Genomic DNA, 14,770 nt, shown 5'->3' with positions numbered 1-14,770 from the left:
TCACTTGGTGCCGATCACGCCCGTGACCGTCAGCGTCAGCAGCACCAGCATGCCGACGATCATCGCGAATGCGTAGTGGTAGATATAGCCCGACTGCAGGTAGCGGCTTGCCGAAGCAAACGAAGCCACCAGGCGCGCCGCGCCGTTGACGAACAGGCCGTCGATCAGGCTCTGGTCGCCGCCCTTCCACAGGCCGGTACCGAGCAGGCGTGCGCCGCGGGCGAACACGGCCTGGTTGATGGCGTCCATGTAGTACTTGTTGTCGAGCAGCGTGTACAGGCCCGAGAAGCGGTTCTTGATGGCCTCGGGGATGTCCGGGCGCTTCATGTAGAAGAACCACGACAGCACGACACCGGCGATGGCCAGCCACAGCACGGGCGTGGTCAGCGAGTGCAGCGCCATCGGCACCCAGCCGTGGAAGGCTTCCTTCAGCTCGGCCATGGCGTGGTGGTTCTCGCCGACGAAGATCACGTCCTTGAAGGCGATGCCGTTCTTGAAGAAGTTGCCGAACAGCATCGGCTCGATCGCGATCGCACCGATGATCACCGACGGGATCGCCAGCAGCACCAGCGGCAGGGTCACCACCCACGGCGACTCGTGCGGCTTCTCGCCGGCGGCCAGGCCATGGTGGTGGTCGAGCGTGACTTCCTCGTCCTCGTGGTCGCCCTCATGGTGCTGGTGGGCATGGTTCTGGCCCCACCGCTCCTTGCCGTGGAAGACCATGAAGTACATCCGGAACGAGTAGAACGCGGTGACGAACACGCCGGCCAGCACCGCGTAGTAGGCAAAGCTCGAACCGGCGATATGCGATTCGGCCACAGCCTCGATGATCGAGTCCTTGGAGTAGAAGCCCGCGAAGAACGGTGTGCCGATCAGCGCCAGCGAACCCACCAGCGAGGTGATCCAGGTGATCGGCATGTACTTGCGCAGGCCGCCCATATTGCGGATGTCCTGGTCGTGGTGCATGCCGATGATGACCGAACCGGCGCCCAGGAACAGCAGTGCCTTGAAGAACGCGTGCGTCATCAGGTGGAACACGGCCACCGAGTAGGCCGAAGCGCCCAGCGCCACGGTCATGTAGCCCAGCTGCGACAGGGTCGAGTAAGCGACCACGCGCTTGATGTCGTTCTGGATGATGCCCAGGAAGCCCATGAACAGCGCCGTGATGGCACCGATCACCAGCACGAAGGACAGCGCCGTATCCGACAGCTCGAACAGCGGCGACATGCGCGCCACCATGAAGATGCCGGCGGTCACCATGGTGGCCGCGTGGATCAGTGCCGAGATCGGGGTCGGGCCTTCCATCGAGTCAGGCAGCCAGACGTGCAGCGGGAACTGCGCCGACTTGCCCATCGCGCCGATGAACAGGCAGATGCAGGCCACGGTGATCATCAGCCAGTCGGTGCCCGGGAAGATCACGGTTGCCAGCTGGTCGCGGGCGGCGAACACTTCGGTGTAGTTCATGCTGCCGGCGTAGGCCAGCAGCAGGCCGATGCCCAGGATAAAGCCGAAGTCGCCGACGCGGTTGACCAGGAACGCCTTCAGGTTGGCGAAAATGGCCGTCGGGCGGGTGTACCAGAAGCCGATCAGCAGGTACGACACCAGGCCCACCGCTTCCCAGCCGAAGAACAGCTGCAGGAAGTTGTTGCTCATCACCAGCATCAGCATCGAGAAGGTGAACAGCGAGATGTAGGCGAAGAAGCGGTTGTAGCCGGGGTCCCCGTCCATGTAGCCGACGGTATAGATGTGCACCATCAGCGAGACGAAGGTCACCACCACCATCATCATCGCGGTCAGCGAGTCGACCAGGAAGCCGACCTCCATCTTCAGGCTGCCGATGGCCATCCACTCGTAGACGGTGCCGTTGTAGCCGGCGCCGTTCATCACGTCGAGCAGCACCATCACCGACAGCACGAAGGAAATGGCAACGCCCAGGATCGTGGCGGTATGCGCCACGATCCGGCCGCCGCGCGACTCCGAGGAAAACAGGTCGAAGAACTTGGTACCGAACAGGCCGGCGATAGCGGAGCCGACTAGCGGCGCCAGCGCAATCGCGAGCAGCAGGTTGGGGTTGAGCGTGGTTGCCATAGGACGCTTAGTGGTGTGCGGTCGGTGAGTCTTGGGTATCTGCGTAGTGCGCCACGGATCAGCCCTTGAGGGTATCCATGTCGTCCACGTTGATCGTATCCAGGTTGCGGAACAGCACAACCAGGATGGCGAGACCGATTGCCGACTCGGCGGCGGCCACCGTGAGGATGAAGAAAACGAAAACCTGACCAGCCAGGTCGCCCAGGTAATGCGAGAAGGCGACGAAGTTCATGTTCACCGCAAGCAGCATCAGTTCGATCGCCATCAGCAGCACGATCACGTTCTTGCGGTTCAGGAAGATGCCGACGATGCTGATCGCAAACAGGATCGCACCGAGCACGAGGAAATGAGCGAGAGAGAGCACAGCGATTTCTCCGGGCTTTAGTTCTTATTGGCGGCAGCCGCGGCTTCCGTCTGCTGGGTCTGACCTTCGGACTGCATCGGCACCAGGCGCACGCGGTCGTCGCGGCGGGTGCGCAGCTGCGCCGACACGTCCTGGGCCTTGACGTCCTTGCGGCGGCGCAGGGTCAACGCCACGGCGGCGATGATCGCCACCAGCAGGATGATGCCGGCCACTTCGAAGGCGTAGATATAGTCGGTGTAGATCACCTTGCCGAGCGCGGCGCTGTTCGAGTAGCCCGGCTCCTGCGAACCGTTGGCGACCACCGGCGTGGTGGTGCCGATGAAGTTGCGCACCAGCACGATCGCCATCTCGGCGATGATCAGCGCGCCCACCACCGAGGCCATCGGCACGTAGGTCCAGAAGTCCCGCCGCAGGTGCTCGATGTCGATATCGATCATCATCACCACGAACAGGAACAGCACCATCACCGCGCCGACATAGACCAGCACCAGCAGGATGGCGAGGAATTCCGCCTTGAGCAGCATCCAGATCGCCGCCGCCGTGAAGAACGACAGCACGAGGAACAGTGCGGAATGCACCGGGTTCTTCGCAGTGATGACTTTCAGTGCGGAGAGCACCAGCACCAGCGCAAAGACGTAGAAGATGGTGGTCGTGAGTTCCATGGTCCCTATCGGATCCTCTCTGGGCCGTCCGGCACAAGCCGCCCCTTCGGGTGGCCCGCTCCTGCGGCATCCTTGCATTGGCCCCTTGCATTGCAGGGACCGCATTCAAATTCGGTGGCGGCGGCTGCCAGGTCTGCTGCTTGCGGCAGCCGCGAACCGGTCGTTACTTCTGTCGCTGCTTCTGCTTAGCGATACTTCGCGTCGGCAGCCTTGGCTGCGGCGATCTGCGGCTCGTAGCGGTCGCCCACTGCCAGCAGCATGTCCTTGGTGAAGTACAGGTCGCCGCGCTTCTCGCCGTGGTACTCCAGGATCTGCGTTTCGACGATGGCGTCGACCGGGCAGGCCTCTTCGCAGAAACCGCAGAAGATGCACTTGGTCAGGTCGATGTCATAGCGGGTCGTGCGGCGCGTGCCGTCGGCGCGCGCGTCGGACTCGATCGTGATGGCCAGCGCCGGGCACACCGCCTCGCACAGCTTGCAGGCGATGCAGCGCTCTTCCCCGTTGGGGTAGCGGCGCAGCGCGTGCAGGCCACGGAAGCGCGGCGAGATCGGCGTTTTCTCTTCCGGGAACTGGACGGTGATCTTGCGCGCGAAGAGATAGCGGCCGGTCAGGGCCATGCCCTTGAAGAGTTCCTTCAGGAGCAGGCTGTTGAAGAAGTCCTTGATGGCGAGCAGCATGATGCTTCCTAGTATTTCCACACGGTGCGCGCCCCGGCGCGCACCGTCGTTTGGCCGTTCAGTGCCAGATGTTCCAGGGCGACTTGATCCAGATCGCCACGATGATCAGCCACGCCACCGTCAGGGGGATGAACACCTTCCAGCCCAGGCGCATGATCTGGTCATAGCGGTAGCGCGGGAACGAGGCACGGATCCAGATGAAGACGGACAGCAGCAGGAATACCTTGATCACCAGCCAGAAGAAGCCCGGGATCGCGTTGGTCAGCACACTATCGATCGGGGGCGCCCAGCCGCCCAGGAACATCAGCGCGGTCATCGTCGAGATGATGATCATGTTGATGTACTCGGCCAGGAAGAACAGCGCGAAGCCCATGCCCGAATACTCGATCATGTGGCCGGCCACGATTTCCGACTCGCCTTCCACCACGTCGAACGGGTGGCGGTTGGTTTCGGCCACGCCCGAGATGAAGTAGACGCCGAACATTGGCAGCAGCGGCAGCCAGTTCCACGACAGGATGTTGATGCCCATGTCGGCAAAGTAGCCGGTGTTCTGGCCGTTGACGATGGCCGACAGGTTCAGGCTGCCGGCAACCATCAGCACCGTCACCAGCGCAAAGCCCATGGCGATTTCATACGACACCATCTGGGCCGCGGCACGCATGGCGCCGATGAAGGCGTACTTGGAGTTCGAGGCCCAGCCGGCCAGGATCACGCCGTACACGCCCACCGAGCTGATCGCCATCACGTACAGCAGGCCGGCGTTCACATCCGCCAGCACCACTTCAGCCTGGAACGGAATCACGGCCCAGACCGCCACGGCGGGCATCAGCACCATCAGCGGGGCAATCAGGTACATGCCCCGGCTGACCTGCGTGGGCATCATGACTTCCTTGAGCAGCAGCTTCAGCACGTCGGCAATCGGCTGCAGCAGGCCCAGCGGACCAACGCGGTTCGGGCCGATACGGACATGCATCCAGCCGATCAGCTTGCGCTCCCACAGGATCAGGTAAGCCACGCACAGCAGCAGCGGCACCACGATGATCACGGCGCGAATCAGGATCCACAGCGGCGTCCAGTAGGCACCCAGCAGGCCCTGTCCTTGCGAGGTAATCCAGTCAATCATGTCTTGTTCTCGCTCTTGTTCTTACGCCGTGGCCACGGTGCCGGTGGCCGGCGCCAGGTCAATGGCCTTCTCTACGGTGACCGTGCCGTACATCGCGCCCAGGCTCATGGCCGCCGGCGTCGCCGCCGGCACGCGCACGGTGTTGGCCGGGAGCGTGGCTTCGAGCACGGCCGGCAGCACCACGCTGCCCTGCCCTTGCGTGACCCGCACCGGATCGCCGGACTGGATGCCAAGGCTGGCGAACAGGTCGGCCGGCAGCGCGATCTGCATGGCGCGGCGTGCGGCAGCGCTCAGCTGCAGCGACTCGGCGCGGCGCACGATCGGGTCGGCGTGGTAGATCGGCACATCGGCAATGCGTTCGATGCCGTTGGCGGCAGCGGCGGCCACGCGGATCGGCGCATCGGTGGCGTTGTCCAGCTGCGCGTCGACCGGGGCCGACAGCACTTCGGCACGCACCGATTCGGCGGTTTCGTAGTCGAAGCCGGCCACGTCCAGCAGGTTGCCCAGCACGCGCAGCACCTTCCAGCCCGGACGCGATTCGCCCAGCGCGCGCACCACGCCGTTGAAGCTCTGCGGCTTGCCTTCGCAGTTGACGAAGGTGCCGGCGGTTTCCGTGAACGGCGTCACCGGCAGGATCACGTCGGCGTACTGCATGGCCGCTTCCGAACGGAACGGCGACAGCACCACCACAGTGCCGGCCTGGGCCAGCGCGGCCAGCGCCTTGCGCGGGTCGGCGGCGTCGAACTCGGGTTCGGTGTTCAGCAGGATGTAGGCCTTGCGCGGCGTGTCCAGCATCGCCTGCGCATTGGCGCCGGCCTGCCTGGGCAGCGCGCCGGCGACATAGCCGCCGACGGTGTTGGCGGCTTCGGTCAGGAAGCCCAGCGTCGCGCCGGTTTCGGTGGCGATCCACTGCGCCAGCGCGTGCAGCGCCGAGAACTGCGGATGGCGCACCGCCTCGTTGCCGAGGAACACCGCGCGGCGCTCGCCCGACAGCAGCGCTTCGGCCACCTTGCCAGCGGCCTGGGCGCCGTCGAAACCTTCGGTGCCGGCCGGGGCAGCAACGCCCTTAGCGGCGGCCACGGCACGGGCCACGCCGGCGAGCGCGGCGGTCCAGCCGGACGGCGCCACGTCGATGCGGGCGGCCACGGGCATCAGCAGGTCTTCACCGCCGGCACCCAGCACGGCCACGCGGGCACCCTTCTTGGTGGCCTGGCGCAGGCGCGAGGCCAGCAACGGATGATCCTTGCGCAGCGACGAGCCGATCACCAGCACGCGTTGCAGCGTGGTCACGTCGGCCACCGGCATGCCGAGCCACGGCGTGCCCTTCAGCGGGGCCGAGAAGTCGGACTGGCGCAGGCGGAAGTCGACGTTGTCGCTGCCCAGGCCGCGCACCAGCTTGCCCAGCAGGAACAGCTCTTCCAGCGTGCTGTGCGGGCTGGCCAGCGCAGCGATCTGGTCGGCGCCATGATCGCGCTTGATGCTGGCGAGGCCGTTGGCCACATATTCCAGCGCGGTCTGCCAGTCGGTTTCCATCCATTCGCCGCCCTGCTTCAGCAGCGGGCGGGTCAGGCGGTCGGCGCTGTTCAGGCCTTCATACGAGAAGCGGTCCTTGTCGGAAATCCAGCACTCGTTGATATCTTCGTTTTCCAGCGGCAGCACGCGCATCACGCGCTGGTTCTTGGTCTGCACCACCAGGTTCGCGCCCAGGCCGTCGTGCGGCGAAACCGACTTGCGGCGGGCCAGTTCCCAGGTACGGGCCGAGTAGCGGAACGGCTTGCTGGTGAGCGCGCCGACCGGGCACAGGTCGATCATGTTGCCCGACAGTTCCGAGTCGACGGTCTTGCCGACGAAGGTGGTGATTTCCGAGTGCTCGCCGCGGCCCAGCATGCCCAGCTCCATCACGCCGGCCACTTCCTGGCCGAAACGCACGCAGCGGGTGCAGTGGATGCAGCGGGTCATCTCCTCCATGGAGATCAGCGGGCCCACGTTCTTGTGGAACACCACGCGCTTCTCTTCCTTGTAGCGCGACTCCGAGGCACCGTAGCCCACGGCCAGATCCTGCAGCTGGCATTCGCCGCCCTGATCGCAGATCGGGCAGTCGAGCGGGTGGTTGATCAGCAGGAATTCCATCACGGACTTCTGCGCCTTGACCGCCTTCTCCGAATTGGTGAAGACCTTCATGCCAGGGGTCACCGGCGTGGCGCAGGCGGGCAGCGCCTTGGGCGCTTTCTCGACCTCGACCAGGCACATGCGGCAGTTGGCCGCGATGGACAGTTTGCGGTGGTAGCAAAAGTGCGGGATGTAGGTGCCCAGCTTGCGGGCTGCTTCCATCACCAGGCTGCCTTCAGCAACCTCAACCTTCTTGCCGTCGATCTCTAGTTCAACCATGTTCTGCCACGCTTAGATGTAGGCCGGAACCATGCACTGCTTGTGTTCGACGTGATACTCGAACTCTTTCCAGTAGTGCTTGAGCATGCCGCGGACCGGCATCGCCGCGGCATCACCGAGCGCGCAGATGGTGCGGCCCATGATGTTTTCCGCGACGTTGTTGAGCAGGTCCAGGTCTTCCTGGCGCCCCTCTCCGTGTTCGATGCGATTGACCATGCGGTAGAGCCAGCCGGTGCCTTCGCGGCACGGCGTGCACTGGCCGCACGATTCCTCAAAATAGAAGTACGACAGGCGCAGCAGCGAGCGGACCATGCAGCGCGTCTCGTCCATCACGATCACCGCGCCCGAGCCCAGCATCGAGCCGGCCTTGGCGATCGAGTCGTAGTCCATGTCGGACGCCATCATCAGGTCGCCCGGCACCACCGGCGCGGACGAACCGCCCGGGATCACCGCCTTGATGCGCTTGCCGCCGCGCATGCCGCCGGCCAGTTCCAGCAGCTTGGCGAACGGCGTGCCCAGCGGGATCTCGTAGTTGCCGGGACGCTCGACGTCGCCCGAGATCGAGAAGATCTTGGTGCCGCCGTTGTTCGGCTTGCCCATCTTCAGGTAGTTCTCGGGGCCGACGGCCAGCAGGAACGGCACCGCGGCAAACGTTTCCGTGTTGTTGATGGTGGTCGGCTTGCCGTACAGGCCGAAGCTGGCCGGGAATGGCGGCTTGAAGCGCGGCTGGCCTTTCTTGCCTTCCAGCGACTCGAGCAGCGCGGTTTCCTCGCCACAGATGTAGGCGCCGTAGCCATGGTGCGCGTGCAGCTGGAAATCAAAGCCCGAACCCAGGATGTTGTCACCCAGGAAGCCGGCAGCGCGCGCCTCTTCGAGGGCTTCCTCGAAGATCTTGTACTCGTTCCAGATCTCGCCGTGGATGTAGTTGTAGCCCACGGTGATGCCCATCGCATACGCGCCGATGGCCATGCCTTCGATCAGCGAGTGCGGGTTGTAGCGGATGATGTCGCGGTCCTTGAACGTGCCGGGCTCGCCTTCATCGGTGTTGCAGACCAGGTATTTCTGACCCGGGAAGGTGCGCGGCATGAAGCTCCACTTCAGGCCGGTCGGGAAGCCAGCACCGCCACGGCCGCGCAGGCCGGAGGCCTTGACGTCGGCGATCACCTGCTCCGGCGGGATCTTCTCGGTCAGGATGCGCTTGAGTTGCTGGTAGCCGCCACGCTTGACGTAGTCTTCCAGGTGCCAATTCTTGCCGTCCAGGCCGGCCAGGATCAGCGGCTGGATATGGCGGTCGTGCAGACTGGTCATGTTACTTGCCCCCCTTGGCAGCTTCGGCTTTCAGCTCGTCCACGAGCGCGTCGAGCTTGTCGTCGCTCATGAAGCTGCACATACGGGTGTTGTTGACGATCATCACCGGCGCGTCGCCGCAAGCGCCCATGCACTCGCCCTCTTTCAGGGTGAAGCAGCCGTCAGCGGTGGTCTCGTTGTAGTCGATCCCGAGCTTGCGCTTCAGGTAGTCGCCGGCCCGCTCGCCGCCCGACAGGGCGCACGGCAGGTTGGTGCAGACGGCGAGCTTGAATTTGCCCACCGGCTTGGTGTCATACATGTTGTAGAAGGTCGCCACCTCTTCCACCCACACGGGCGGCATCTCGAGATAGCTGGCGACGAACTGCATGACTTCGGGGGAAACCCAGCCCACCTCGCCCTGCGCCACGGCAAGCGCCGCCATCACGGCCGACTGCTTCTGGTCGGCCGGATACTTCGCGATCGCGCGATCGATTTCCTTGAGAGCTTCTGCTGATAGCATGGTCATTGCAGTAAAACGGCGTCAGGCAGCGCCACTGGGCGTTCCCTTCCGCAGGTTTGCAGCCGTCGCTGCCCGTTCCGCCGGCAGGCCTGAGGCCCTACCGGTCCGCCGCGGGTCCTCCGCCCGCTCCCTTGGGGAGCGCCGCGGAAAGCGCCCGGATCGTCGTCCGGGCCGGCGGTCCGTGATTAGCGGTCGATCTCGCCGAAGACGATGTCTTGGGTGCCGATGATCGTTACCGCGTCAGCAATCATGTGTCCCTTGGCCATTTCGTCGAGCGCGGCCAGGTGAGGGAAACCAGGTGCACGGATCTTCAGGCGGTATGGCTTGTTTGCCCCGTCCGAGATCGCGTAGATGCCAAATTCGCCCTTCGGGTGCTCCACCGCTGCATACGCTTCGCCTTCCGGCACGTGCATGCCTTCGGTGAACAGCTTGAAGTGGTGGATCAGTTCTTCCATGTTGGACTTCATGTCCACGCGCGAGGGCGGCGCCACCTTGTGGTTCTCGGTGATCACCGGGCCCGGGTTGCGACGCAGCCATTCCACGCACTGCTTGATGATGCGGTTGGACTGGCGCATCTCTTCCACGCGCACCAGGTAGCGCGCGTAGCAGTCGCCGCCCACGCCCACCGGGATGTCGAAGTCCAGCTTGTCGTACACCTCGTACGGCTGCTTCTTGCGCAGGTCCCACTCGATGCCGGAGCCGCGCAGCATCGGGCCGGTAAAGCCCATCTGCAGCGCACGTTCCGGACTGACCACGCCGATATCCACCAGGCGCTGCTTCCAGATCCGGTTGTCGGTCAGCAGTGTCTCGTATTCGTCGACGTGCTTCGGGAACCGGTTGGTGAAGTCCTCGATGAAGTCCAGCAGCGAGCCCGAACGCGCCTCGTTCATGGCCTTGATGGCGCGCTCGTTGTGTACCTTGGACGCACGATATTGCGGCATCGTGTCAGGCAGGTCGCGATACACGCCGCCCGGACGATAGTAGGCCGCGTGCATGCGCGCGCCCGACACCGCCTCGTACATGTCGAACATGTCCTCGCGCTCGCGGAAGGCGTACAGGAACACCGCCATCGCGCCCACGTCCAGCGCGTGCGAGCCGATCCACATCAGGTGGTTCAGCAGGCGGGTGATCTCGTCGAACATCACGCGGATGTACTGCGCGCGCACCGGCACTTCCAGGCCCAGCAGGCGCTCGATTGCCATCACGTAGGCGTGCTCGTTGACCATCATCGACACATAGTCGAGGCGGTCCATGTACGGCACGTTCTGGATCCAGGTCTTTTGCTCGGCCAGCTTTTCGGTGGCACGGTGCAGCAGGCCGATATGGGGGTCGGCGCGCTGGATGACTTCGCCGTCCAGCTCCAGCACCAGGCGCAGCACGCCGTGCGCTGCCGGGTGTTGCGGGCCGAAGTTCAGGGTGTAGTTCTTGATGTCTGCCATGGCGCGTTATCAGTGCAAGCCGCCGTAGTTGTCCTCGCGGATCACGCGCGGGGTGATTTCGCGCGGCTCGATCGTGACCGGCTGGTAGATGACCCGCTTCTGCTCCGGGTCGTAGCGCATCTCGACGAAGCCCGAAACCGGGAAATCCTTGCGGAACGGATGGCCGACGAAACCGTAGTCGGTCAGGATGCGGCGCAGGTCCGGATGGCCGTCGAAGACGATGCCGTAGAAATCGAAGGCTTCACGCTCGAACCAGTTGACGCCGTTCCACACGTCGATCACCGACGGCAGCACCGGGAAATCATCGTCCGGGGCGAACACGCGCACGCGCAGGCGCCAGTTGTGGGTAATCGACAGCAGCTGCGAGACCGCGGCAAAGCGCAGGCCGTCCCAGGCACCGTCGCCGTACTCGGAATAGTCCACGCCGCACAGGTCGATCAGCTGCTCGAAGCGCAGCGACGGATCGTCGCGCAGGATGCGGGCAACTTCGAGGTAGTCGTCGGCCTTGACGATCAGCGTCAGTTCGCCGGTCGCCTCGATCAGATTCTGCACGCGCTTGCCGAGAGCTTTCTCGAGCGCGGCCTTCAGGATGTCAAGCTTCGCCATTTCAGCCCTTGCGCGCGATGGTGTTGGTGCGCTTGATCTTGTTCTGCAGCTGGATCACGCCGTAGATCAGCGCTTCGGCCGTCGGCGGGCAGCCCGGCACGTAGATATCCACCGGCACGATGCGGTCGCAGCCACGCACCACCGAGTACGAGTAGTGGTAGTAGCCGCCGCCATTGGCGCACGAGCCCATCGAGATCACCCAGCGCGGTTCCGCCATCTGGTCGTAGACCTTGCGCAGCGCGGGGGCCATCTTGTTGCACAGCGTACCGGCCACGATCATCACGTCCGACTGGCGCGGCGACGGGCGGAAGATCACGCCGAAGCGGTCCATGTCGTAGCGCGCGGCGCCGGCATGCATCATTTCCACGGCACAGCAGGCCAGGCCGAAAGTCATCGGCCACAGCGACCCGGTGCGGGTCCAGTTGATCAGCTTGTCAGCGGTAGTCGTGACGAAGCCTTCATTGAGAACGCCTTCGATTGCCATTTCACATCACTCCCAATCGAGCGCGCCCTTTTTCCAGATGTAGACGAAGCCCACGATGAATTCCAGCAGAAACACGCCCATGGCGATGAAACCCGGCCAGCCGATATCCCGCAGGGCAACACCCCACGGAAACAGGAAGGCGGTTTCGAGGTCGAACAGGATAAACAGGATGGCGATGAGGTAGTAGCGCACATCGAACTTCATGCGCGCGTCCTCGAACGCTTCGAAGCCGCACTCGTACGGCGACAGCTTCGCGGGATCGGGCTTGTTCGGACCGAGGATCCGACCGATCGACATCAGCGCCACGCCAAGCACGACACCGAAGATGATGAAGATGAGAACGGGGAAGTAGGCTTCGAGATTCAAGGTACGGCCAGCCTTATCTGGAATGTTGTCAACAGCACCAGCTGAAGCGGCGTCCTGTTGCCCACCCCAGGCGCTAAGCCATGAGCCTCATGGCGCGCCGCCTTGCGGACTGCCGGAGCCCCACGCTCGGGTGCATTGCCCGGCCAGGGACTCCGATCAAGTTGTTTGGTGCCGACGGCGAGACTCGAACTCGCACAGCTTTCGCCACTACCCCCTCAAGATAGCGTGTCTACCAATTTCACCACGTCGGCTGGGGGAGAAACAATATTGCCTGGCGCCGGGTTTTCAGGCCCTTCAGGTCCGTTGCAGAGGCCTTCGTCTTTGCTCGGAACCCATCGCTGGGGAATCGTTTCAAGCCTTGCATTCTAACCCAGATTTCTTGCTTTGTTCAACGCACAACTGCAAAAAAACTCAGGAATCCGCCGCAAGGCTTACGGATTATTTCGGAACAGCGGGAGCTGCCGGCGCCGATGCATCAGCGGCCGCGGCCGGGGCTGCAGCGGAAGCCGAAGCACCTGCCACTGCGGGCGCCGAAGCCGGCGCCGCACCCATCACGCCCAGCGATGCAGCCGGCTTGTAATTGCCCAGCAGCGTCAGCGCCAGCGTGCAGACGAAGAACAGCGTGGCCAGCACGGCGGTGGTGCGCGACAGGAAGTTTGCCGAGCCGGTGGCACCGAACAGGCTGCCCGAGGCGCCCGAACCGAATGCCGCGCCGACATCGGCGCCCTTGCCATGCTGGATCAACACCAGGCCAATCACGCCCAGCGCCGACAACACCTGCAGCACCACCAACAAAGTCTTGAAGATTGCCATTTGATTTTGAAGCCTTACTGGCTCGTTACTTGCCTGATCGGTCGATCGGAACGGCCGGCATTCAGGCGTTGCCGATCGCGAGAAAATCTTCCGACTTCAGCGAGGCGCCGCCAATCAGGCCCCCGTCGATATCGGTCATGGAAAACAGTTCGGCCGCATTGTCCGGCTTGACGCTGCCACCGTACAGGATGGCCATGCGAGCGGCCAGGCCCGCATCGCGCGCGACAACCTGGCCGCGCAGGAACGCGTGCACCGCCTGCGCCTGCTCACTGGTGGCGGTCTTGCCGGTGCCGATCGCCCAGACCGGCTCATAGGCCAGCACCACGCGGCTCAGCTGCTCCACCGTCAGCGCGTCCAGCACGGCCTGCAGCTGCCTGCCGACCACCGCCTCGGTTTCGCCCGCCTCGCGTTGGGCCAGCGTTTCACCCACGCAGACCACCGGGACGATGCCGAATTCCAGCGCGCGCAGCGCCTTGGCCGCGACAGTCTGGTCGGTTTCGCCATGATAGGTGCGGCGCTCCGAGTGGCCGACCAGCACATACGTGCAGCCAAACTCACCCACCATCGATGCCGCGACTTCGCCGGTGAAGGCGCCGCGCGCCTCTGCCGACACATCTTGTGCACCCCAGGCCACTTGTGAGCCATTCAGCAACGCCTGGCATTGTGCAAGATAGGGGAACGGCGCGCAGACCGCCAGCGTCGCCTTGGCCGCGCCAGCCTTGATGCCCTCCAGCAGCGCCGCGTTTGCAGCCAGGCTGCCATGCATCTTCCAATTGCCGATGACGAGCTTTTGTCTCACGAAGTGCCCCTCCCAAATCAAACCCGCTATTGTAGCTTGTGGCGGGGGCACGGCGCTACCGCCGCCCGATGGCGGGGGCGGCAGCATTGGCCACATGCAACGGTCGATGTGCCTTACCAGGTCAGCACGATCTTGCCGATATGCTCGCTCGACTCCATCAGGCGATGCGCATCGGCCGCCTGCGCGGCCGGGAACACCTGGTGGATCACCGGCTTGATCTTGCCGGCGGCCAGCAGCGGCCACACTTGCTCATGCAGTGCCGCGGCGATCTTGCCCTTGAACGATGCCGGGCGCGGGCGCAGCGTGGAGCCGGTCACGGTGATGCGCCGGCGCAGGATATCGCCCAGCGGGATCTCGGCCTTGGCACCGCCCAGCAGCGCAATGATGACGATGCGGCCATCGTCGGCGATGCACTTCAGCTCGCGCGCCAGGTACGGGCCGGCAACCATGTCGAGGATCACGTCGACACCCTTGCCGCCGGTCAGCGCGGCCACCTCGGCGACGAAGTCCTGCGTCTTGTAGTTGATCGCGCGATCGGCGCCCAGGTCTTCGCAGGCCTTGCATTTCTCATCGGTGCCGGCGGTGACGAACACCTTGTAGCCCAGCGCCTTGGCGATCTGAATCGCGGTCGTGCCGATGCCGCTGGAGCCGCCCTGGATCAGCAGGGTCTCATCCTTGCCGCGCGGGCCCTGGCCCAGGTAGCCGCGGTCGAACACATTGCTCCAGACGGTGAAGAAGGTCTCGGGCAGCGCCGCGGCCTCGATATCGCTCAGGCCTTGCGGCGCGGGCAGGACCTGCGCCAGCGGCGCCGTGCACAGCTGCGCGTAGCCGCCGCCCTGCACCAGCGCGCAGACGCGGTCGCCCACCTTCAGGCCGAAGCGGTTGTCGGCATGCGACAGGTCGCCGCCCACCACCACGCCCGCCACTTCCAGGCCGGGCAGGTCCGAAGCGCCCGGCGGCACCGGGTAGTTGCCGGTGCGCTGGAATACGTCCGGACGGTTGACGCCGGCGGCAGCCACGCGGATCAGGACCTCGCCCGCACCCGCGACCGGGTCGGGACGCTCGGTCAGCTGGAGGACTTCGGGGGCACCGTATTCGCGGATCTCGATGGCTTGCATGCTGCTCTGCTCCTTGTACTTGTCTTGGCGCGGCTC

The 14,770-nt window shown here is 64.4% G+C and carries 15 protein-coding genes and 1 tRNA gene; all 16 read right to left on the bottom strand.

From position 1 onward, the window contains the following. The 16 genes from nuoL to CF68_RS14650 all read right to left on the bottom strand — a co-directional run bounded on the left by nuoL (nt 1) and on the right by CF68_RS14650 (nt 14,734). Nucleotides 1-2,088 (bottom strand): NADH-quinone oxidoreductase subunit L, encoded by a 2,088-nt coding sequence (nuoL, locus tag CF68_RS14725; protein WP_035819960.1) that lies wholly within the window; start codon nt 2,086-2,088, stop codon nt 1-3. Nucleotides 2,089-2,146: 58 nt separating this feature from the next. Beyond that, nucleotides 2,147-2,452 (bottom strand): NADH-quinone oxidoreductase subunit NuoK, encoded by a 306-nt coding sequence (nuoK, locus tag CF68_RS14720; protein WP_006156828.1) that lies wholly within the window; start codon nt 2,450-2,452, stop codon nt 2,147-2,149. Between the two features lie 17 nt (nt 2,453-2,469). Continuing rightward, nucleotides 2,470-3,114 carry an NADH-quinone oxidoreductase subunit J gene (locus CF68_RS14715; RefSeq protein ID WP_035819957.1) on the bottom strand — a complete coding sequence of 215 codons (645 nt, stop codon included), beginning with the start codon at nt 3,112-3,114 and terminating at the stop codon, nt 2,470-2,472. Nucleotides 3,115-3,299: 185 nt separating this feature from the next. After that, entirely contained in the window at nt 3,300-3,791 is a 492-nt protein-coding gene (gene nuoI, locus CF68_RS14710) for an NADH-quinone oxidoreductase subunit NuoI (protein ID WP_010809124.1), read from the bottom strand. Nucleotides 3,792-3,849: 58 nt separating this feature from the next. Next, on the bottom strand, nt 3,850-4,914 hold the full coding sequence (nuoH, locus tag CF68_RS14705; RefSeq protein ID WP_010809125.1) for an NADH-quinone oxidoreductase subunit NuoH: 1,065 nt from the start codon (nt 4,912-4,914) through the stop codon (nt 3,850-3,852). 21 nt (nt 4,915-4,935) lie between these two features. Beyond that, nucleotides 4,936-7,302, bottom strand: coding sequence for an NADH-quinone oxidoreductase subunit NuoG (gene nuoG, locus CF68_RS14700; protein WP_035819955.1), 2,367 nt, complete (start codon nt 7,300-7,302; stop codon nt 4,936-4,938). Between the two features lie 12 nt (nt 7,303-7,314). Then, nucleotides 7,315-8,610, bottom strand: a complete 1,296-nt coding sequence (gene nuoF / locus CF68_RS14695) for an NADH-quinone oxidoreductase subunit NuoF (RefSeq protein ID WP_018313199.1) — start codon at nt 8,608-8,610, stop codon at nt 7,315-7,317. 1 nt (nt 8,611) lies between these two features. Beyond that, nucleotides 8,612-9,109 (bottom strand): NADH-quinone oxidoreductase subunit NuoE, encoded by a 498-nt coding sequence (gene nuoE, locus CF68_RS14690; RefSeq protein ID WP_035820037.1) that lies wholly within the window; start codon nt 9,107-9,109, stop codon nt 8,612-8,614. A 185-nt stretch (nt 9,110-9,294) separates the two neighbouring features. Next, nucleotides 9,295-10,548 carry an NADH-quinone oxidoreductase subunit D gene (locus tag CF68_RS14685; RefSeq protein ID WP_035819953.1) on the bottom strand — a complete coding sequence of 418 codons (1,254 nt, stop codon included), beginning with the start codon at nt 10,546-10,548 and terminating at the stop codon, nt 9,295-9,297. A gap of 9 nt (nt 10,549-10,557) precedes the next feature. After that, on the bottom strand, nt 10,558-11,154 hold the full coding sequence (locus CF68_RS14680) for an NADH-quinone oxidoreductase subunit C (RefSeq protein ID WP_013956013.1): 597 nt from the start codon (nt 11,152-11,154) through the stop codon (nt 10,558-10,560). A gap of 1 nt (nt 11,155) precedes the next feature. Next, nucleotides 11,156-11,638: an NADH-quinone oxidoreductase subunit B family protein gene (locus CF68_RS14675; protein WP_008643342.1), complete on the bottom strand. Its 483-nt coding sequence runs from the start codon at nt 11,636-11,638 to the stop codon at nt 11,156-11,158. A gap of 6 nt (nt 11,639-11,644) precedes the next feature. After that, on the bottom strand, nt 11,645-12,004 hold the full coding sequence (locus tag CF68_RS14670; RefSeq protein WP_010809131.1) for an NADH-quinone oxidoreductase subunit A: 360 nt from the start codon (nt 12,002-12,004) through the stop codon (nt 11,645-11,647). Nucleotides 12,005-12,170: 166 nt separating this feature from the next. Beyond that, nucleotides 12,171-12,255 (bottom strand) — tRNA-Leu (locus CF68_RS14665). Nucleotides 12,256-12,442: 187 nt separating this feature from the next. Further along, nucleotides 12,443-12,817 (bottom strand): preprotein translocase subunit SecG, encoded by a 375-nt coding sequence (gene secG / locus CF68_RS14660; protein WP_035819951.1) that lies wholly within the window; start codon nt 12,815-12,817, stop codon nt 12,443-12,445. Nucleotides 12,818-12,878: 61 nt separating this feature from the next. Next, entirely contained in the window at nt 12,879-13,616 is a 738-nt protein-coding gene (gene tpiA / locus CF68_RS14655; RefSeq protein ID WP_035819950.1) for a triose-phosphate isomerase, read from the bottom strand. A gap of 113 nt (nt 13,617-13,729) precedes the next feature. Then, on the bottom strand, nt 13,730-14,734 hold the full coding sequence (locus tag CF68_RS14650) for an NAD(P)H-quinone oxidoreductase (protein WP_035819948.1): 1,005 nt from the start codon (nt 14,732-14,734) through the stop codon (nt 13,730-13,732). Between the last annotated feature and the right edge of the window lie 36 nt (nt 14,735-14,770).

It is taken from the genome of Cupriavidus sp. SK-4 (assembly GCF_000611125.1).
GTDB classification, from domain to species: Bacteria; Pseudomonadota; Gammaproteobacteria; order Burkholderiales; family Burkholderiaceae; genus Cupriavidus; species Cupriavidus necator.
Note: the sequence above shows the minus strand (reverse complement) of the source record. Positions and strands in the feature narration are given on the sequence as shown.